Here is a 20340-nt window from a genome sequence, read left to right as displayed (position 1 = left end):
GAAGTGTCTTGCGCGGCATAGGTCGCCTTAGCCCATATCGTGGCAGTTGAGGTATGTGATGAGGGCGATGGTGCTTGAAAAACCCAGGACGCCATTGATCCTGAAAACCCTTGCGGACGCACCGCCAGGTCATGGCGAAATCCGAATACGCGTGGAGGCCTGCGCGGTCTGTCGCACCGACTTGCACGTGGTAGACGGAGAACTCGATCGTCCCAAACTTCCGCTAGTGCCAGGTCACGAGATTGTCGGAGTTGTCGAGGCGGTTGGCGGTGATGTCGATGCATCTCTTGTTGGCAGCCGCGTTGGTGTGCCTTGGCTGGGTTTCACCTGCGGCCATTGCCCCTATTGCCGTGCCGGCCTGGAGAACCTCTGCGACGCGCCGCTCTTCACGGGCTTCACGCGCGATGGCGGGTTTGCCACACACGCCATCGCCGATGAACGCTTTGCCTTTGAACTCGACCCTGCGGCCGATCCGGTGGCTTTTGCGCCACTTCTCTGTGCTGGCCTTATTGGCTGGCGGGCGCTGAAAAAGGCAGGAAACGCCAGGCGCGTCGGTCTCTTTGGCTTCGGCGCCGCCGCACACATCATTGCGCAGATCTCGGTATGGCAAGGACGCGAAATCTATGCCTTCACCCGGCCCGGTGACATCCAAGCGCAGCGCTTCGCAATCAGTCTTGGTGCGAGCTGGGCGGGTGGGTCGGACGAGGCACCGGAAGGGTTGCTTGACGCTGCCATAATCTTTGCGCCAGTGGGCGAACTTGTGCCGACTGCGCTGCGCTCCGTGCGCAAGGGCGGGCGCGTGGTGTGTGCTGGCATACACATGAGCGATATTCCCCAGATGCCCTATTCGATCTTGTGGGAAGAACGTGAAATCGTTTCAGTTGCAAACCTGACACGCGTCGATGCCCGCGAGTTCTTTCCTATTGCACGACAAGCCCAAGTGAAGACACACACCATTATCTACTCGCTCGAAAGGGCGAACGAGGCGCTCGACGATCTCCGCCATGGCAGACTGACAGGCGCAGCTGTCCTCGTTCCATGAACCGTCAGGAACCTATTGATCAGCAAACGATCGATAAGGTTGAACCTCACGGGGGCGGGATCGGCGGTCTAGCGTCGGAGCAACTGACGCGGGCCGACGACGACAGACTGGGCATCACAGCGCGGAGCATGCCACTCCAACGAGACTAGTTCTCGGTAGAGCATTTGACCGGCCACGGTGAAGACCATGAATCCGCTGGTTCCGTCGCCGCGGATAAACTAGCACAGGGCAGTCGGAGTACCCCTGGTTTGAACGCTCACGAGCAACGGTCCTGCATGCGGCGAACGTCAGCCCTCGTGCCACCCATTCGGGTCTCACGCTTCAGTGTTGATTGTGTCGATAATTCCGGTACAGGCCGTGCCGGATGAGCGAACCGAGGGCGCTTTTAATAAGGCATGGGCGCCAAGGTTTGAACAAGGACCTTGTCGTGTCGCGTCTTGTCCGTGACAGCTGATGGACAGGACCTACAATGTAGAAGATACCCGCTGCCGGCTGTTACTTCCGGTCGTTCAGGACCTGTCAAGTTTCGGTTGGATTGCTCAAAACGACATCAGCGAAAAAGGGATAACTGGATGCACTTCTCGAGAACCAAGCTCTCCGCAATCGCCCTCCTCTGCATGGCGTCTCCAGTATTTGCCGCCTCGACCGTCAAGGTCGTCGAAGGTGGCGAGGCGGGGGGCTCCATGACGATCACGCTTGATAAGTCGGTTATAAAGGCCGGAGAAACAGTCTTTCTGGTTCACAACGACGCTGTGGCTGAAGAGCACGAGATGGTCCTCGTGAAGCTGAAGTCAGCCGACCAGAAGATCAAGGTCATCGCGGCCAAGCACGGGGTTGACGAAAAACAGCTGGAAAGCCTCGGCGAAGTGTCCGATCTCAAGCCCGGATCTGATGGCAAGCTCAAAGCAACGCTCGCACCTGGCTCTTATGTGCTCCTGTGCAACATAAAGGGGCACTACGAGGCCGGAATGCGTGCCATGTTGACCGTAACGGAATAGCTGCGTCCAAAGGTTGACCTCCACCATCGCGGTGGTAGTCAAACATTGACCAAATGAATGAGGGAGGAGGTGCCATGGCGACGTGCCTCCTCGTCATTTTCCGCTCCGTGTCGGCTGCTGGATCGGCTCGTGGCAGTTTCTGTCTCCTTCGATAGTACCGGATGGCAAAAACGTGTGGCGCCGGAGTAGGAAGCGAACCGGAGTAGCCACTGCAAACCAGGCGGTGAGCTCTAACCTTCGTGCCCATGTGAGCATCGTGATTCTACGTTCCAACAACATTTGCTGTCACGCCTGGAACTGGGCCGTGCTCAGTTGATGTGGCGCAAGGAACCGGCTCGGTCTTAGAGGTAGTCTGGTGCTTGTTGGATATCGCACGCACGCCAAAGCGAGGCAAATCCAGGGTCTTTGGCAGTAGATATCCGGTGATCGACAGGAGAACGCAGATGACCACGACGAGATACGTATATGTGGCGATTATCGCCGCGTTCTTATCCGGCAGCCCAACGCCGTCCTTCGCCCAAGATGCCCCGGCCGAGAAACAAAATGAGCAACCCGGTGACATTGAGATGATGCCGGGGGCGATGATGGGGGGGCGACAATACGGCATGATGGGGCGGATGCGGCAAGGCATGATGCATGGCCACATGATGAAAATCATGTTTGCCGTTGCCGATAGCGATGGCGACGGTGCGCTTTCGTTTGAAGAAGTCACCACGATCCACAAGAGGATCTTCGACAAGGCCGATACAAACAAGGACGGCAAGGTAACGCCCGAGGAACTGCAGGGCTTCATGCGCGATTAGCGGTGCTGTTTGAGGCCGCACCATGGGCGACGGCCCGAATTGGCGTAGCCTTCCCGAACCGAGCCGGTTCGTCGGGAGCGACCCATCGCGCCCTGTGCTTCGAGCACCTTGGGGGAGGGGACACGTGCCCCCGTCGGATTGGCCGTGATCGATGCCCTGGGAGAGTTCGCGTCGAACCTGTGCCTTTTTGCGGGCACCAGCACAGGGATCGGCGAAGATCGCGGTAGCTCGTAGGCTCAAACGGGGAGAAGGCATGACTGATCAAAGATATTGGTATGCTGGCGTCGACTGGGCGTCGATGATCAGCCTCTGGTTCCTCTTGGATCCGCCAAGTTGGGAAAGCTTGATTTCAGGATGTGGAACGCCCAACAACCCAACAACCTCAGGCTGCCGCTTGAGGCCCTTCGGTCCGGGGTGAACTTGCGCTGCTCCCGGGGGCTAACGCTCTCGGTCCTAATCACTCGATATAGACTAGCCGCGGCGGGCTTGACCCGCCGCACATGTGACCGTAGCCGAACCGACTAGACGACTGTGCAGACGAAGTCGCTGTGCTGGTCGATCGGGCAGGAAGTCATCAAGGTGTGGCGGCATTAACCACACGGTCTCGCGCGTGACGTGAAGAGGCGGCACGACAGTTTTGGGCAATGAATTGGGTTAGGCTTCGAGGAAGGCGCGAGCAAAGCCAGGCTCGGTCACCTCAATGGATCCATCGCGAAGTTTCAGGAAGCGCTCGATGGCCGTGCCGTAGGTGCGCATCCATCCGTCGAGCATCGCCGCAGCAGCTTCGATATCGCCGGCCTCGTAACGCTTCAACGCCGTGTGCATCACTTTGGCGACGCTCACGCGCAGTTGCAGCAGCATCAAGGCCGCAGCTTCCGGATCGGGCGCATCCAGCGTTCCCTCCTCGTGTCCGCGCCGAAGCATCTCGGCGACTAGCGGCACGCTGACGGCCATCAACGCCTCGTCGATACGGTGGTAGAGCGCGACGTTTTCGGGCTTGAAGAGGGCGTTGAAAGTGTTCTTCAACTGCGGCGCCATGTCGAGCTTCAGCCGCCGCGAGCCGGCAAAGAGCGCGTTCAATTGCCCGACCGCATCCAGCGACGGATCCTCGAAAAGCGGCTGTAATTCCTTGAGGTTCCGCTCGGCAAGGCGGGTCGCGACCGCCTCCAGCAGCGCCTCCTTCGAGACGAAATAGTGGTAGAAGGCGCCCTTGGAGACATTGGCCTCGCGGATGACGTCGTTGACCGTCGTGCTCTCGTAGCCGTGCTGGAAGAACAGACGCTCGGCGCAATCGATCAGCTCGTTAGATCGGAGTTCCGGCGATTTCTTTATTCTGACCATACGCGCTCCCAGAGCGGCGGCTTAGCACGGGTTTGCGGCGCGGTCCACGACGCTCCCGATCGCAAGGACAACCCGTATCCTTGAAACAAACCGACCGTCGGTCTATTTATACAGAACGGACTGGAAGCGTTCAAGGAGCGTCTCGTGCGACAGGCTCGTTATGCAATCGGATCGGCAATCGTCGTCGCCATCGGCGCAGCCGTCTCCTGGTACCTGTTTCGCCCGGTGCCTGTGTCCACCATCACGCCGAAGCGCGGCGATGCGGCGGAGATCATCTATGCCGATGGCGTCGTGGAGCCACGCACCTGGGCGAAGGTCACGCCAACGGTCGCCGAACGCATCGTCGAACAATGCAATTGCGAGGGCGAGCGTGTCGCCAAGGGCGACGTGCTCGCCCGTCTCGACGACACCGAGGCACGGGCGGTGCTCGGCGAACTCCAGGCGCGGCTGACGCTGGCGCAGGAGGAATATCGGCGCAAACTGGCGCTCTCCGAGCGCAGCACGATCAGCGCGCAGGAGGTCGACCGGGCCCGCAGCGAACTTGGGCAGCTCGAAGCGCTCGTCGCCGGCCGCCAGGCACGGCTCGCGACCTATGTGCTTAGAGCACCGAGCGCCGGGCAAGTGCTCCGGCAAGACGGCGAGATCGGCGAGGTCGCCGATCTCGGCACGGTGCTCTTCTGGGTGGGCGAACCGAAACCGCTGATCGTCACCGCCGACGTCAATGAGGAGGATATCCCGCGGGTTGAAGTCGGCCAGAAGGCGTTGCTGCGCTCGGACGCCTTTCCCGACCGCAAGCTGGAGGCGACGGTCGACAGCATCACCCCGAAGGGCGATCCGGTGACGAAGACCTATCGCGTGCGCTTCCGGCTCCCCGACGACACGCCGCTTCGGATCGGCATGTCGACCGACGTCAACATCATCGTGCGGGTAGCGCACAGCGCCTTGATTCTCCCGACCGTGGCTCTGGAAGGATCGAAAGCCGCTGTCATCGACGGCACGCGTGCCATGATCCGTGAACTGAAAACGGGCATCCACGGCGCCGACGGCGTCGAGGTACTCTCCGGCCTCAAAGACGACGCGCGCGTCGTCTCCCCCTTCCCGACCGGCCTTGCCGACGGCACGCGGGTGACGACCACGCCTTCGCCGGAGAAATGAGCCCGCCATGCGCCTCATCCTCGACATCGCACTGACGCACATTTCCGGCCGAGGTAGGCAGACGATCGTCGCAATGCTGGGTGTTGCCGTCGGCGTCGGCTTCTCCATCGCCATGGCTGCGTTGATGCAGGGCGGCCAAGACGATTTCGTTCGCCAACTCGTCGACACCATGCCGCACGTGCAGGTGAGCGACGAGCAGCGCACGGCGCGCAGACAACCTGCGGAGGACCTTTTCGATGCCGCAGCCATTTCCGGACTGAGACCGCGCGACGACCGCCGCGGCATCATCAATCCCACCGCAGCGCTCTCCTGGCTCGATGGCTGGGTCCCCGGCCGTTTTGCTGCGACCCTCAAGGCGCAGGGCGTTATTCGTTACTCCGGCCAGGAGGTCGGCGCCGCCGTCATCGGCATCGATCCACAGGCGGAACCCCGGGTCTCGCCGATCATCGAAGACTTCAAGGCGGGCAGTTTCGCCGCACTTGCGGCCGGCGGCAACAATGTGGTGATCGGCGACACCATGGCGTCCCGGCTCGGGGCAAAGCTCGGCGATACGATCACCGCCGTCTCTTCGGAAGGCCTCAGCCGTCGCTTCAAGATCGTCGGCCTCTTCCACACCGGCACGACCGCCCGCGACGAAGGCGAGGCTTATGTGCTGCAGAAGAGCGCCCAAATCCTCTCGGCCCGACCGAACGCGATCAACGAGATCAACATCAAGCTCGACGATCCGAACGCGGCCCCGGCTGTCGCACGGCGCATCGAGGCGGAACTCGGTTACAAGGCGGTCGCGTGGCAGGAGGCCAACGAGTCGATCCTGGAAGCGCTCGTCGTGCGCAATGTCATCATGTACACGGTCGTCGCGGCGATCATGCTGGTCGCCGGCTTCGGCATCTTCAATATTATCTCGACGATCACTCACGAAAAGGCGCGCGATATCGCCATCATGAAGTCGCTTGGCTTCACCGAGACCGACATGCGCATCCTCTTCGTGCTCGAAGGCGTGGCGATCGCCACTGCCGGCACGCTTCTCGGCTGGGCGCTCGGTTTCGCGATGATCTATGCGCTCTCGCTCGTCCGCTTCGAACTCGCGGCGACCGGCCAGGAAATGACCCGGCTGCCGATCGCCTGGAGCATGCTGCACTACCTGATCGCTGCCGCCTTCGCGCTCGGATCGGCGGCGGTCGCCGGCTATCTGCCGGCGAGGCGTGCCGCCCGCGCCAATCCCGTCGACATCATCCGGGGCGCAACATGAGCACGCTGATCGAAACCAGGGATCTGACGCGCATCCTGAACGAGACGATACCGGTCACCTTGGTGAAGGACATCTCGCTCACCATCGGCGAACGGGAATTCGTCGCGGTCACTGGCCCTTCAGGCTCCGGTAAGTCGTCGCTTCTTTATCTGCTTGGTCTGCTCGACCGACCGACGGGCGGCATGATTACGATCGGCGGCCGAGACACGGAGCGGATGGACGAGGATGAGCGCGCCGCCACGCGCCTTGCCAATATCGGCTTCGTCTTCCAGTTCCACTTCCTGCTGCCGGAATTTACCGCCCGCGAAAACGTCGAGATACCCATGCGCAAACTCGGCCGGCTTAATCGAAGCGAGATGCGGGAAAGGGCGAGCGGCCTGCTTGCCGCACTCGGCCTTGCAGACCATTTGGACAAGCGACCCGACCAGCTTTCGGGCGGGCAGCGGCAGCGCGTGGCGGTTGCCCGCGCGCTCGCCAACGATCCGCCGCTGATCCTTGCCGACGAGCCGACCGGCAGCCTCGACAGCAGCAGCTCCGAGCAGGTCTTCAAGATCCTGGAAACGCTGGTGCGCGAACAGGGCAGGACCGTGGTCGCGGTCACCCATGATCTCGACATGGCCTCCCGAATGGACCGACGCCTCAGTCTCATCGATGGTCGATTGGTGCTTTACTCCGACGATGGTGACCCGAAGGGTACCCTCGCATAGGCGCTGTGGATGGCGAGCTGGCATGTACTTTGGTTTCGGTCCCCCGCGGGCCGAGGCGGTCCGAGAGGTTCCGATCAGCATGTCGAAACCTGGCAACGGCCTCAGATGGTCCCTGCAGACGTAAGCGTCGAACGGCCAACTTCGGCGCGAGGCGTACGTAGACGAGTTCGCTTAGTAGCTCGACGGGCGTCTGCGTCACGATGATCGCGGGGAGCAACGGAACCGCGCCGGGCACGGCCAGGGCTAGGGTCTCTGCCGGCGACCCGCCTTTGCGCGGCGGATACGGCTTACGATAGCGACGCTTTACGTGACTTTCTCAAAGCACGCGGCACCGAGGCTGAGTCTGCGGCCATCCTGCACCCATGGACGCGCTACGCTGAAAGACGAGCTTCAGGGAAGTGCGCCGCGGCTTCTTCCAGTGCCTCCTCGGCCCACTGATTGAGGCTTTTTCCCGAAAGTTCGGCCGCCAAAGCAGCCCGGCGGTGCACTTCAGGAGCAACACGAAACATCATCTTGCCTGAATAGGGCCTTTGAGGCTCTTTGCCGATGCTCTTGCGGGCCTCAAGGTAATCGTCGACAGCCTCGTTGAATGCCTTCTTCAGTTCACCAACGCTGTCCCCGTGAAACCCGACTACGTCAGAAATGCCTGCAATCCTACCGAAGAACAGTTCGTCCTCCGCGTCGAACTCTATGCGAGCGTGATAACCGTTGTAAGTCATGGTGTTCATGGTTCTACTCCAATTTGCGTCAGGAACTCGCGAGCATCGCGAACCTGATAACGCTATGCATCCTTGTCGGGATGAGGACGATGGAAGCTCGCGATTATGCCGTCCCTTTTCGAACTTGACGCGAGAGCCGTTTCCTTCGATGACGTTCGCGCCGGCAGCGACAAGCAGGTTTTCTATAGCGGCCCACTCGATGGTTCCCGAGACCGGATCTTTGAAAACCGCCACGAGAGTCTTTTCTGCTTGCTATTTCTGCAAGCGTTATGTCGCATGCAAATGCGATCCGAGTGTTTTGAGCCCCCGGTGCGAATCGCTCGATGGGTCCGATCGCCACTTGCGCGCCCGTGCACCCGTGGCGCTGCGAAGATCCTGCGCTCGTGACTTTTGGCATAGTCATTTGCGAGTCGCACGCCCGGAAAGAACTGGCGGCGGATTCGATTCTCTTCAAGGCGAAAAATCTCAGGCATTAGGCAGCTTCGCCGACCGCTGCGTCTCGTGCGGCGGCCGGTATTTTCATTGAGGCAAGTTCGCGCTTTTGCGTGCATATATTGAAGCCATTGTCGAGGCGGGCTTCGGCGGGGCGCTCAATCTGATCACCAATGCGCCCCAGAATGCGAGCGAGGTCGTGGGCGCAATGATCGACCATCCCGCAGTGCGACGAGTCAATTTCACCGGTTCCACCGCAGTGGGCAAGATTATCGCCAGACGTTGTGCCGAAAATCTGAAGCCGGCCGTACTCGAACTCGGCGGCAAGGCGCCTCTTATCGTGCTTGAAGACGCCGATCTGGATGAAGCCGTCAGGGCCGCCGCCTTCGGCGCATTTATGAACCAGGGCCAGATCTGCATGTCGACGGAACGCATCATCGTCGTGGAAACGGTCGCAGACGAATTCGTTCGGCGCTTCCAAGTCAAGGTCGCTACCTTGTCCGTAGGCGATCCGCGTATAGGCGAAGCACCTCTGGGTGCTGTCGTCGATCTGAAAACCGTCGCACATGTCAGGTCCCTGGTAGACGATGCAGTCGCGGCCGGAGCCACGCAACTCAACGGTGGCGAAGCTGACGGCGTACTCATGCCTGCCCATGTGATCGATGGGGTGACCCGGGATATGCGACTTTTCCGTGAAGAAAGCTTTGGGCCGGTCGTCGGCATTATTCGCGCGCGCGACGAAGCCCACGCCATCGATCTGGCCAATGACACCGATTATGGCTTGACGGCTTCTGTATTCACGCGTGATGCCGCCCGCGGTCTAAAAGTGGCCCGGATGATCCAGTCGGGCATGTGCCACATCAATGGCCCGACTGTCCATGACGAAGCCCAAATGCCTTTTGGTGGCGTGAAGGCGTCCGGAAATGGAAAGTTCGGCGGTAAAGCGGGCATCGAGAGCTTTACCGACCTCAGGTGGGTCACGATTGAAACCCGGCCAGGGGAATTTCCGATCTAGTGAACCTTGGGATAGCGGCACTTTCAATCGCGGCAGACCGCAACCCCGATACCCTCGCGCCCGAGATGCGAATGAAAGGCGTCTACGTGACAATGGGCGGCCCGCTCGCCAAGGGGAAGGCGGCCGCTCCGGCGATGCGATGATCGCGATTGGCCGGGTGAGGAGAGGGATGACCGCCTCGGTTTTCGCGTCCTCTCGTTCGCGCGCCAGAGCCGGCCCTAAGTTCTTTCGGGAGAATTTTGTCCCGTCCGCTTTCTGACCCATCGCAGCCCCCGGCCAATCCAGGATGCCACACTGAGGAAATGCCAATTCGACGGCATGAACCAACGACGCATCTGTCGCGCCGCTCCCAGGGACGGGATCGGATCTCTCCAAGAAAATATTTTCGTTCGCCTGAGGCTGGTCGCGGCGCCCTTGAGAAGCGGGCCGTTGCCGTTGCATCCGGTCCTCACAAAGACGGCAATCGACCAGGCGCGCCGGCAGGAAACGGGGCGTTGGAAGGGAGTTGTTAACCTTCATTTCCTATCGCTTAGAAGGCCCCTCGGCGATGTCTCTAGCTCTTCCAGGACCCATGCGTATTCCCAGGACAAACTTCTCACAGGCTGCTTTGCATGATGCAAACCAGGCGGACTATTTCGATGGTCCGCAGGATGATGCGTTGAGCGGTATGCCCACCCATGAGGCGGTAACCGCCGATCCCTATCAGTTGTACGAGGCGCCGACGGCGCCCCGCAGGCCTGCGAACCAGCAGACCGAAACCATGAGCCGTGCGACCCGGCTCTATGGGCAGGGCTCCGCCTATGCGCCGGCTCAGGTGACGGCGACGACCAGCGAGCCGCTGCCGACCCTTTCGGAGATCGCCGGTCATTACGGTGATTCCACCTGGGAGAGCCATTTCTTCCTGGCGCCGAATGTGCGCTTCACGCGCACGCCGGAGCGCGAATTCATGAAGCGGCGCGCGCCGCAGGTGGACGCAAGCGAAACGGCTGCCGAAGAATCTCTGCCAGTCGCTGATGCTGTTGCGGCCACCGCCGAGGTGACGGCGCAGGCGCAGCCGGTTGCTGCCGATACCGTCGTGGCTGTCCCGCCGGTTGCGCTTGACGAGGTCGTGATTGAGGCGTCCGCCGCGACCGTTGCAGACGCGCCGCAGGCTGAAGTGACCTTGCCATCCTATAGCCCGTCCGAACTGCTGCGCATGTTGACGAACCAGCTCCCGACCTGGACCGCAGCGCAAAACACCATCGAGCCGGCAATGCTCGAGCGCGCAGAGGCTCAGACCGATGACAGCGTCGCGCTTGCGCCGGTTCTCACTGCGCCGATCGTTGTTTCCGAGCCGGTCGCAGACGTGTCGGCCGCATCTGCTCATGCGGACTCGGCCGCCGACAACCGCGCACCGCAAGCGACCTTCCTGTCCGATTTCGCCTTCTTCGAATTCGGTCCCGCCGATGACGCGGCGGATTCCAGTGAGGAAGTCGCGCGACCCAGACCCTTCGCAGAGACGCCCGCCCCCATGCAACTGGCGCCGTTGACCGCTGACGTTGACGCTGCCCCTTCCGCACCGGTGCGTCCGGTGGAAATCCGCCGCTTGCCGCCGACGGCGATCACCTCGCTGTTCCGCGTCGTCGACGTCCGTGGCGCGAAGGCGGAGGATGTCTCGACGCAGCAGCACGAGGTTGTTGTTGCGGGTGAGATCGAAAGCGTGATCGCTCCGGCAACTGTTGAAATGGCCGAGACACCCACGGACGTAGCGACAACCGAACCGGCAATCGTCGACGTCGAGCCGGTTGAAGTCGAGCCGCCCGCACCGGTCGCCTCGAAGGCGGCAATCACCATGCCAGCCCAGGTCACTCGCGCCCCCAGCACCATGCCTGCGATCGGTGTAGTCGAGCGCGCCCTGGGTGGTGATGCTTATGAGTTTCCGTCGGAAGACTTGCTGCAGGAAGCACCTGTCGGCCAGGGTTTCTTCATGACGCAGGAACAGCTGGAACAGAATGCCGGCCTGCTCGAAAGCGTGCTCGAAGATTTCGGCGTCAAGGGCGAGATCATCCATGTTCGCCCCGGTCCGGTCGTAACCCTCTATGAATTCGAGCCGGCGCCCGGCGTGAAGTCGTCGCGCGTGATCAACCTTGCCGACGATATCGCCCGCTCCATGTCGGCGCTCTCGGCCCGCGTCGCGGTTGTTCCCGGCCGCAACGTCATCGGCATCGAACTGCCAAACGCGACGCGCGAGACCGTCTATTTCCGCGAACTGATCGAATCCGTCGATTTCCGCAAGACCGGCTACAAGCTGGCGCTTTGCCTCGGCAAGACGATCGGCGGCGAGCCGGTGATTGCCGAACTCGCGAAGATGCCGCATCTGCTCGTTGCCGGCACCACCGGCTCGGGCAAATCGGTGGCGATCAACACGATGATTCTCTCGCTGCTCTACCGGCTGAAGCCGGAAGAGTGCCGCCTGATTATGGTCGATCCGAAGATGCTCGAACTTTCCGTCTATGACGGCATCCCGCACCTTTTGACGCCTGTCGTGACCGACCCGAAGAAGGCCGTGATGGCGCTGAAGTGGGCCGTGCGCGAGATGGAAGACCGTTACCGCAAGATGTCGCGGCTCGGCGTTCGCAACATCGACGGCTACAACCAGCGTGCAGCCGCCGCCCGCGAAAAGGGCGAGCCTGTGATGTGCACCGTCCAGACCGGCTTCGAGAAGGGCACCGGCGAACCGCTGTTCGAGCAGCAGGAAATGGATCTCGCACCGATGCCCTATATCGTCGTCATCGTCGACGAGATGGCCGACCTGATGATGGTTGCCGGCAAGGAGATCGAAGGCGCGATCCAGCGGCTCGCCCAGATGGCGCGTGCGGCAGGCATCCACCTGATCATGGCGACGCAGCGTCCCTCGGTCGATGTCATCACTGGCACGATCAAGGCGAACTTCCCGACCCGCATCTCGTTCCAGGTGACGTCCAAGATCGACAGCCGCACGATCCTTGGCGAGCAGGGCGCTGAACAGCTGCTTGGCCAGGGCGACATGCTGCACATGCAGGGTGGCGGGCGCATTGCCCGCGTCCACGGCCCCTTCGTCTCCGACCTCGAAGTCGAACACGTCGTCGCGCATCTGAAGACGCAAGGGCGTCCCGAGTACCTCGAAACCGTCACGGCGGAAGAAGAGGAAGAGGAGCCGCAGGAAGAGACCCCGGTCTTCGACAAGAGCGCGCTCGCGTCGGAAGACGGCAACGAGCTCTATGACCAGGCGGTCAAGGTGGTGCTGCGCGATAAGAAGTGCTCGACCTCATACATCCAGCGCCGCCTCGGCGTCGGCTACAATCGGGCGGCTTCGCTGGTCGAACGCATGGAAAAGGAGGGCCTTGTCGGTCCGGCAAACCACGTCGGCAAGCGCGAGATCATCTACGGCAACCGCGACCACATGAGCGCGGCCGACAACGACGACATCGATTGAGCGGAGTTTGCCTGCCAGCACACCGGTGATTTCCAATACGCCGCGGTCTCCTGATTAGGGCCGCGGCGTATTTGCTTCATGTGCTTGCCCGAGGGGGTCGGATGCCGACGCCGCAATCTCAAGCCGAGGCTGTTCCGCCTTTGGGGTGACCTGCGCGGCAGCAATGCTTGAGCTGTTTTCCAGATCCGCAAGGGCAAGGGTCGTTGCCGCGCAGTTGCAGCCGGCCAACCAGCGGCAATAGCGCTGCGGTGGGAAGGACGCCTGCCATCAGGATTGCCAATCTGGCGGAAATGCCGGGAATGACCAGCCGCCGGCGGGCCTTGAAGCCACGCCAGGCGCATGTTGCCACGTATTCCGAGCTGGCTTTTGGCAGGACCTTGAACAGTGCAGCCCTGTTGGCGCCAGATTTTTCAAGGAATTCGGTCGATACCGGCCCGGGCGCAACGCAGGTCACCGTTACGCCCGTCCTTCGCGTCTCCTGGTATAGCGCCTCGGAAAAGGAACGCACGAAGGCCTTGCTCGCATAATACATCGCCATGTACGGGCCGGGAGTGAAGCTGGCGACGGAGGCGAGATTGATGATGCCGCCGCGGCGTCGTGCCACCATGCCCGGGAGCAAATGCAGTGTCAGGTCGGCCAGCGCACGAATGTTGACATCGATCATTCCGACCTGGTCGGCACTTGGCAAGGCCGTCGCCGCCCCGCGCAGGCCGTAGCCGGCGCTGTTGACAAGGACATCACAAATGAGGCCCTGGCGTGAGAGGAACGCCTCGAGGTTGCGCGCTGCATCGTTGGAGGCAAGGTCGAGCGAAAGGGAGAAAGCCTCGCCGCCCGCTTGTTTGATTGCGGATTCCACCACATGTAAGCCATCGATGGATCGGGCCACCAGAACGACAGGCGCACCGTCTCGCGCGGCAAGCTCGGCAATAGCTCGGCCTATGCCCCGGGACGCTCCGACAACGACAATTGCGGGCCGTGATATCTCATGCGATGTCATGCCGATGGCTCCGGCGCGGCGATTGACGGGTTCTCGCCTTTGGATAGGCCTGCCACCTCGTCAGCGATCTCGCCGTTCAATATTTCCTCGAAACGCGCCAAGGCGCGCGCGACATTGGCGCCGTCCATGACGCGGTGGTCATAGTGAATGCGTACGGTGACCGATCCGTCTTCGCCGATCGGTCCATAGTTGAAGATCGTCGTCAGAGGTGTCAGCGGATTGAGCGACTCCGCACCCAGGCCGGAATAGACCGACAACTGGAAAGTGCCGAAGCGGTGGCTCCGCTGACGTCCCATGTTGAGGCTAAGCCACATCAGCAGCCTCCGCAGCGGCGCCGGCAAGCGTGCAATCTTTAGAGCACGCTTGAACTCCCTGATCTCGAGCACGGGACGCGATCGAGCCTCCTGGAGCATGGCGCTCAACTCGGAGATGGACCGCCGTTCGGGTGTCTTGATCGTACTGAGAAGCACGACCCGTTCACCTTCGTGTTCGCGCTCGTGCGCCACGGACGCGACGCTTCCCGGATACTCGTAGAGTTGCGGTCTCGGCAGCTTGACATAGGCCCGGCGGAACTCCGGCGTTTCCTTCGAAAGCAGCCCATAACCCTTGAGAAAAAGCACCACCCACGACGGCCGTTCTGGTTGGCTCGCCCTGGCCCTTTGCAATGCGCCGATGTTCATCTGCCGTTGCACCGTAACCCGCGGCACTATTATCGAAAATCTCATCAGATCCCCGACAAGGCGTCGTGCCGCAGAAAGCTTGACCGATCGGCCCCGCATCATGCCACCTCTAGTAAAGATAGGGTATTATTCGCTTCGTCCTGTCCATGTAGGCGCGGTACTCGGGACCGAAGAATTCCAGCATCAGGCGCTCCTCCTTGTCCACGCGCAGGAAAAAAAGCACGGCGAAGCCAAGTACGCCCGCAAGGCCGACCACCCAGTTCGACAGCAAAAACATCTGCCCGATTCCCATGAGCAGGAAGCTTGTGTACATCGGATGGCGCACAAGCGCGTACGGACCCTTGCTGATCAACTGGTGCTTTTCGCGGATTTCAAGCGAGATCGACCAGTTGCGGCCGAGTTCCTTGTGTGTCCTGCGGAACGTCCACAAGGCCCCGACAAAGATGAGTGCCCCAAGGCCGATCATCCATGGAGAGGCCGGATAGTCGGCAAATCTGGGAAATCCTGTTGCCACATAAATCGCGGGCAGAATGGCAAGGCCCAGCAAGGCGGCAGCCAGGCCAATCGTGTCGGTGGCCGATCGGCGACTGCTCGTCACCCGCACACGCTTCGCGCGGCGCTCGAAGGGGTAACGGACAACGTACCAGGCAATGATGCAAATGACCCAGACGATTTCGCCGATGGAAGCGACAGACATGTTCACGTTGATTCACCTAAGCTTTTACTGCGGCGCCCGGCCGCAGAAACGGCAAGCAGGGAAGACACTGCCATGCGTCACTTCAACCTGACAAGGTGTTAAAGCTGTGGTCGCGCGCCAATACACTATCGTCGATTGGCCACTGGCAACAGTGGTGACAGTGAATGCGGACATGAGCGGCCCTCGCCGCTCCTCAGGGGCACGGGGCGCGCGCGTCCGTCAGCTTAACCGCCGTTCATTTCGCGAAGCCTGGTAATGAACTCCTGCGGCCTGAGCCAGATGCCAGGCGTCTTGTATCCCATGGAACGCGCGATGTCGGCGACGAACGCGTTGCAGTTGTAGACTGATGCCTGCCAAAATTTTGCTTCGGCCTTCAGTTTTCGGATCTTGGCGACGACCTCTCTGTACTCCGCTTCGCTCAACATGACGCGCCAGCTTGCCGACCTGTATTGGTCCTCAAGGTCACCGTCGCTCGCGCCCGTTTCGGCAGGCACGGGCAGAAGATGGCCGAGCACGTAGGGGGCGGTATCGTTTGTCGCAGGCGCTAATCCCGCCACTTCCGGATTGACCATCGCTCCCGACTTGTTCAGGCGGCCAAAAATCACATAGGAGTGGCCGTAACTGAGCGCATAACGCGAGCGGAATTCGATGAAGTAGCCCTGATCGCGCTGTTGCGATGTGGTGCCCGCATAGCTTGAGACAAATCGGGGCTGCGGGGCCTTGTCTTGGGATTGGCACGCCGTAACCGCCATTGCGGCCAGGACAGCGAACGAAATACGACCACTTGAACGCGTCATTACTGCGTTAAATCTCCCGAATTCTGATGGGCCCGTGAACGTGCCACTCTCGGTGGCATTTCGGTCCGCGCGCCGCGATATGTGGTCTGCCGGCCACGATCAGATAGGGCGGGAAGGACCGTGAGGTCCTCCCCGAACTAAGGTCAGTAACTATTTAAGAATGGGTGCGGGTTCTTCGGCCACCGGTGGTGGGGCCTTGCCCTTACCTTTGCCGATCGTACCGCAAGCGGCAAGGCTGGCAACCGAAAGCAACGCAACTGTCACGATTAGAATTCTGCTCATCAATAGTTCCTTTCCTCTGTGTTCGGAATGGGTATACGAAGGCAACGTTCTTAGTATTAGTGGCAATTCAAGATTCGGCCTAGTGCGGAAAGGGCACACTCGTCATCCGGCTTATCGTTACCGAAGTTTAAATGGTGCTTCAAATGCATGTCGGCCTTACCCCAATACCGCAGTCAGATAGAGTACGCGATCAAATGATCAATACCGAAGTTCCAACTGGCGTCCGTGCGTAGAGATCAACGATGTCATCGTTCGTAAGTCGGATGCAGCCGTTGGAAACGGCCTGCCCGATTGTCCAAGGTGCATTCGTGCCATGGAGGCGGAACTTGGTGTCCTGCCCATTGCGATAAAGGTAAAGGGCCGACGCCCCCAGCGGGTTGTGAGGGCCGCCGGAAACGCCGCCAGCGTATTGCGCCAGTTCCGGCTTGCGTTGGATCATGCTTGCGGTCGGTGTCCATGACGGCCACTCGGCCTTTCGGCCGACGACAGCTCGTCCCTTCATCGTAAGCCCTTCCTCTCCTACGCCAATCCCGTAGCGCATCGCCCAGCCACCTTCTTCGATCGAATAGAGGTAGCGCTGCCTGGTGTCGACGACAATTGTCCCAGCGGGCTGGTCGCCGTCGTATCGGACGTGTTGCTTTCGGTAGCGGCGATCTACGCCGGGGGTGCCGCCGTAGAGCGATGAGAAGGAAACGCCCCGCCAAGTCGAGCTGCAACCGGCCAACAGGCCCAGACTTCCAGTGATCAGGAATCTCCGTGTAATGCGGTGATTGTCCATCTTTACCTGCTGAGAAAAATGGTGCGCCCCGATTCGCTTTTAGCATTACAATGTTCCTGGGCCAAGTTCGAATGAATCAGACGGGGTTTGGCGGCAGGATAAGCAACTGGCGCCGCAGGTTTCTTGGGGCTCTGTCCCGGGGAAATGCATGGAAAGGATTGTATAACCGAAATCAGGGTCTGGGTCCGGAGCGTGAATCGGGTCAAGAATTCTTGCGCTTCTCATCTGTTGTTGCGTCTTATGGATTGGGAGTTCGGGGCCTGAAGTGCATTTCATGGAATGACTTGCGATGTCATGGGCACCCGATTGGTCGAAACGTGTAGTGTAGGAATGACAGCATGAATCTAGGCTTCGCTGGCAAGGTGGCGCTCGTGACCGGCGCGGGTTCGGGAATTGGCGCAGCCGTGGCTCGGCAACTCGCTGCCGAGGGAGCAGAGGTGGTCGCCGCAGATGTGGACACTGAAGCCGTGCGTCTGGTCGCTGCTGACATTCGCGCCAACGGAGGCAAGGCCCATGACGTCGCAGTCGATGTCTCCGATGCTGCCGCCGTGGAGAGGCTGGTAACGTTCGCCGTGCAGACCTTCGGTGGTTTGCATCTTGCGGTCAACAATGCCGGCATCGATGGAGATCGCAAGACGATTGCCTCCTATCCGATTGAGAGCTGGCACGCTTTGATGAATGTGAACCTGCATGGTGTCTTTTACTGCATGAAGTACGAGATCGCGGCGATGGTGGCGCAGGGCGGGGGCGCCATCGTCAACACGTCTTCCATCCTAGGCGCCGTGGCTTTGCCGACCGCCGCCGCCTACACGGCGGCAAAGCATGCCGTGGTCGGGCTGACGAAGGCAGCCGCGATCGAGTATGCCCGTACGGGTATTCGCATCAACGCGGTGGCGCCCGGTTGGATCAGCACTCCGCTCTCTGCCGAGAATGCGGACGTGGCAAGTAACAGGCGCATGATGTCCCTGCAGCCGATGGGACGTCTCGGTACGCCCGAGGAAGTCGCGGCCCTGATCTGCTTCCTGTTGTCTGAGCAGGCGAGTTTCATCACCGGGAGCGTTCATCTCGTTGATGGCGCGTATACGGCTCACTGAGCTAGCTGCTCGCTCAATCGAAAATCAATGCCCCGCTGGCCAGGGGCTGGAAAGCCGGTGCCGCCGGTGGTGGGCGCGCGCTTCTGCATGCGCGCCAGTCGAAATAAAAACGTTTTTATTTTTCTTGAAAACGTTTTTATTGGCTGTTACCCATATGCTCAAGGAGAAGCCGCGAGCCTGGGAGGGTGCATGGCGACGCAAGTGCACAGGGTGCGGCGCACACCGCCGCCGACGATCAAGACCTTGGCCGAGATGACGGGCTATTCCATTGCCACTATCTCGAAGGCGCTGCGTGAATCGCCGGTCGTCGCTCCCGCGACACGAGACATCATCTACAAGGCGGCGCGCGAAGTCGGTTACCAGGCCAATGCCCGCGGCATGGCGCTTCGCACCGGCAAGAGCTTTCAGGCGGCCGTGCTGATGCCGGTGACCGCTGCGCGCGACTACGAATGGGACGGCGTCGAATATACCCAGACCTTGAGCGGCATCAGCCAGGCGCTCGATGGCACCGACTATCGCATGTCGGTGCATGTCATCCGCGACGCGGCCGATGGCGCGGAGGCTGCGCGCCGGATCGTCGACCAGGGGCTTGCTGATGGCCTGATCTTTTCCGGCATCCTTGCCGAAGACCCACGCATCGATCTGCTCGTTGGCGAGCATTTCCCCTTCGTCTCGATGGGGCGCTGCCGCAAGGAACTTGCCTATGCCCATGTCGATATCGACAACGAATGGGCGGCCCATGCGGCGACCGCACGGCTGATTGCCGGCGGCCACAGGCGGATTGCGCTTGTCAATCCGCAGCGGCGACTGTCCTACGCGCTCGACAGGATCGACGGTTTCGTCAGGGCGTACCGCGAGACCGGTCTCGATGCGCCGCTTGAATTGATCGCCGAGGGCGATCTCTCGACCCATTTCGGCCGGCAGACGGTGATCGACTTCCTGCAGCTTCCCGATGCGCCGACGGCCTTCGTCTGCATCAACGAATCGACCACGCTCGGCGTGCTTTCGGGGCTTGGCAGTCTCGGCCGCGAGGTCGGCGTCGATGTCGACGTCATCGCCTATGACGACATCCACGTCAGCGCCTACTTCACCCCGCCGGTTACGACCTTCTATCAGCCGATCGAGGTGCTTGGACGCACGCTCGGACAGTTCCTGCTGCGGCGCATGGATGGGGAGGACCCCAAGGCGTTGCGGCAGGTCTTCAGGCCGACACTGATCGCGCGCCAGTCCGATGATCTCGGCGGCCGCCTGAAACGAACTTGATCATAAAAGGAGGAGAACCATGAAAAAACTGATGATTGCGCTTGCCCTCGCGGCTCTTGCTTCGAGCGTATCCCACGCCGCCGATCTCGGCGGCAAGCTCTTGAAGGTCGGCTCCGACACGACGTCACCGCCGATGGAAAGCGTCGATCCGGCGACCGGCCAGATCGTCGGCTTCGACGTCGACGTGGTCAATGCCGTCTGCGCCAAGATCAACTGCCAGGCCGAGTTCATCACCACTGGCTGGGACGGCATCTTCGCAGCCCTCGACCAGGGCAGTTTCGACCTCGTCGCGTCCGGCGTCTCGATCACCGAGGAACGCAAGAAGGCGATGGATTTTTCCGATCCCTATATCGTCAACAGCCAGGCGGTGCTGATGCGGGCCGAAGACCAGGGCATCACGCTCGATCGCTTCAAGGATGCCGGCCGTAAGCTTGCCGCCCAGGCGAACACCACCGACGCGCAGGTCGCTGAAAGTGTTGTCGGCAAGGAAAACATGTCCGGCTACGATACGTTCAGCGCCGCGATCATCGCGCTCAAGAACAAGGATGTCGACGGCGTCGTCATCAACGGCGCCAATGCGGCCGCCTACGAACGCGAGTTTGCCGGCGAGCTCGTGGTGGCGATCAAGGACCTCGAATCCGATCCGCTCGGCCTTGTCTTCCGCAAGGGCGACGAGAACGTCGCCGCCTTCAACGAAGGCCTGAAGATGATCAAGGACGACGGTACGCTCGATCAGCTCATCAACAAGTACTGGGGCCTGAAGTAAGGTCCTAGAGCCGATCGGACCCGGAGCGCTCGCGCTCCGGGTCCTCCATCTGTCTGTCTATGCCCCCCGGA

18 protein-coding genes and 2 pseudogenes are annotated in these 20340 nt (G+C 61.0%); 11 read left to right on the top strand and 9 right to left on the bottom strand.

Annotation, left to right across the window (positions count from 1 at the left end; translation table 11 throughout):
• The first annotated feature begins 58 nt into the window (after positions 1-58).
• The 3 genes from MKZ91_RS23150 to MKZ91_RS23140 all read left to right on the top strand — a co-directional run bounded on the left by MKZ91_RS23150 (position 59) and on the right by MKZ91_RS23140 (position 2843).
• Positions 59-1042: a zinc-dependent alcohol dehydrogenase family protein gene (locus MKZ91_RS23150; protein ID WP_336173393.1), complete on the top strand. Its 984-nt coding sequence runs from the start codon at positions 59-61 to the stop codon at positions 1040-1042.
• Between the two features lie 572 nt (positions 1043-1614).
• Positions 1615-2040 (top strand): plastocyanin/azurin family copper-binding protein, encoded by a 426-nt coding sequence (locus MKZ91_RS23145; RefSeq protein ID WP_336173392.1) that lies wholly within the window; start codon positions 1615-1617, stop codon positions 2038-2040.
• A gap of 443 nt (positions 2041-2483) precedes the next feature.
• Positions 2484-2843, top strand: coding sequence for an EF-hand domain-containing protein (locus tag MKZ91_RS23140; RefSeq protein ID WP_336173391.1), 360 nt, complete (start codon positions 2484-2486; stop codon positions 2841-2843).
• A 654-nt stretch (positions 2844-3497) separates the two neighbouring features.
• Here the strand turns inward: MKZ91_RS23140 and MKZ91_RS23135 are convergent.
• Positions 3498-4184, bottom strand: a complete 687-nt coding sequence (locus MKZ91_RS23135) for a TetR/AcrR family transcriptional regulator (protein WP_336173390.1) — start codon at positions 4182-4184, stop codon at positions 3498-3500.
• Between the two features lie 144 nt (positions 4185-4328).
• Between MKZ91_RS23135 and MKZ91_RS23130 the strand changes: the two genes are divergently transcribed.
• Genes MKZ91_RS23130 through MKZ91_RS23120 form a run of 3 tightly spaced genes read left to right on the top strand, consistent with a single transcriptional unit; the run spans position 4329 to position 7295 of the window.
• Positions 4329-5339, top strand: a complete 1011-nt coding sequence (locus MKZ91_RS23130; RefSeq protein ID WP_336173389.1) for an efflux RND transporter periplasmic adaptor subunit — start codon at positions 4329-4331, stop codon at positions 5337-5339.
• A gap of 7 nt (positions 5340-5346) precedes the next feature.
• Complete coding sequence (locus tag MKZ91_RS23125) at positions 5347-6588, top strand: ABC transporter permease (RefSeq protein ID WP_336173388.1); 1242 nt, start codon at positions 5347-5349, stop codon at positions 6586-6588.
• Complete coding sequence (locus MKZ91_RS23120; protein ID WP_336173387.1) at positions 6585-7295, top strand: ABC transporter ATP-binding protein; 711 nt, start codon at positions 6585-6587, stop codon at positions 7293-7295. The genes MKZ91_RS23125 and MKZ91_RS23120 overlap by 4 nt, the downstream gene beginning before the upstream one ends.
• A 371-nt stretch (positions 7296-7666) precedes the next feature.
• Here the strand turns inward: MKZ91_RS23120 and MKZ91_RS23115 are convergent, their stop codons facing one another.
• Together MKZ91_RS23115 and MKZ91_RS23110 are read right to left on the bottom strand one after the other, a co-directional pair.
• Positions 7667-8023, bottom strand: coding sequence for a type II toxin-antitoxin system HicB family antitoxin (locus MKZ91_RS23115; protein WP_336173386.1), 357 nt, complete (start codon positions 8021-8023; stop codon positions 7667-7669).
• Positions 8024-8076: 53 nt separating this feature from the next.
• Positions 8077-8292: pseudogene (locus MKZ91_RS23110) on the bottom strand (type II toxin-antitoxin system HicA family toxin).
• Between the two features lie 275 nt (positions 8293-8567).
• Between MKZ91_RS23110 and MKZ91_RS23105 the strand changes: the two are divergent.
• Positions 8568-9461: pseudogene (locus tag MKZ91_RS23105) on the top strand (aldehyde dehydrogenase family protein); the annotation flags it as partial.
• 571 nt (positions 9462-10032) lie between these two features.
• Positions 10033-12915, top strand: coding sequence for a DNA translocase FtsK (locus MKZ91_RS23100; RefSeq protein ID WP_336173385.1), 2883 nt, complete (start codon positions 10033-10035; stop codon positions 12913-12915).
• A 118-nt stretch (positions 12916-13033) separates the two neighbouring features.
• On the opposite strand, the gene MKZ91_RS23095 is transcribed toward MKZ91_RS23100, so the two are convergent.
• The 6 genes from MKZ91_RS23095 to MKZ91_RS23070 form a co-directional block, all read right to left on the bottom strand.
• The gene (locus tag MKZ91_RS23095) at positions 13034-13912 is read right to left on the bottom strand and encodes an SDR family NAD(P)-dependent oxidoreductase (RefSeq protein WP_336173384.1); all 879 of its coding nucleotides are present in this window, start codon (positions 13910-13912) and stop codon (positions 13034-13036) included.
• Positions 13909-14691 carry a hypothetical protein gene (locus tag MKZ91_RS23090; RefSeq protein WP_336173421.1) on the bottom strand — a complete coding sequence of 261 codons (783 nt, stop codon included), beginning with the start codon at positions 14689-14691 and terminating at the stop codon, positions 13909-13911. The genes MKZ91_RS23095 and MKZ91_RS23090 overlap by 4 nt, the downstream gene beginning before the upstream one ends.
• A gap of 10 nt (positions 14692-14701) precedes the next feature.
• Complete coding sequence (locus tag MKZ91_RS23085) at positions 14702-15289, bottom strand: protein-S-isoprenylcysteine O-methyltransferase (protein WP_336173420.1); 588 nt, start codon at positions 15287-15289, stop codon at positions 14702-14704.
• A gap of 224 nt (positions 15290-15513) precedes the next feature.
• Positions 15514-16086, bottom strand: a complete 573-nt coding sequence (locus MKZ91_RS23080; RefSeq protein ID WP_336173383.1) for a hypothetical protein — start codon at positions 16084-16086, stop codon at positions 15514-15516.
• A 150-nt stretch (positions 16087-16236) separates the two neighbouring features.
• A complete protein-coding gene (locus MKZ91_RS23075) occupies positions 16237-16368 on the bottom strand; it encodes an ABC transporter (protein WP_336173382.1) in 132 nt (43 codons plus the stop codon).
• Positions 16369-16558: 190 nt separating this feature from the next.
• The gene (locus tag MKZ91_RS23070; RefSeq protein ID WP_336173381.1) at positions 16559-17146 is read right to left on the bottom strand and encodes a L,D-transpeptidase; all 588 of its coding nucleotides are present in this window, start codon (positions 17144-17146) and stop codon (positions 16559-16561) included.
• Positions 17147-17484: 338 nt separating this feature from the next.
• Here MKZ91_RS23070 and MKZ91_RS23065 point away from each other — a divergent pair, with 338 nt between their 5' ends.
• From MKZ91_RS23065 to MKZ91_RS23055, 3 genes are all read left to right on the top strand, one after another.
• On the top strand, positions 17485-18240 hold the full coding sequence (locus MKZ91_RS23065) for an SDR family NAD(P)-dependent oxidoreductase (RefSeq protein ID WP_336173380.1): 756 nt from the start codon (positions 17485-17487) through the stop codon (positions 18238-18240).
• A 189-nt stretch (positions 18241-18429) separates the two neighbouring features.
• A complete protein-coding gene (locus MKZ91_RS23060) occupies positions 18430-19503 on the top strand; it encodes a LacI family DNA-binding transcriptional regulator (protein WP_336173379.1) in 1074 nt (357 codons plus the stop codon).
• A gap of 19 nt (positions 19504-19522) precedes the next feature.
• Positions 19523-20269, top strand: coding sequence for a transporter substrate-binding domain-containing protein (locus MKZ91_RS23055; protein ID WP_336173378.1), 747 nt, complete (start codon positions 19523-19525; stop codon positions 20267-20269).
• The last annotated feature ends 71 nt before the right edge of the window (positions 20270-20340 follow it).

Source organism: Ensifer sp. MJa1 (assembly GCF_037026475.1).
GTDB lineage: Bacteria > Pseudomonadota > Alphaproteobacteria > Rhizobiales > Rhizobiaceae > Ensifer.
The sequence above is the reverse complement of the archived record's forward strand: the minus strand, read 5'-3'. Positions and strand labels throughout refer to the sequence as shown.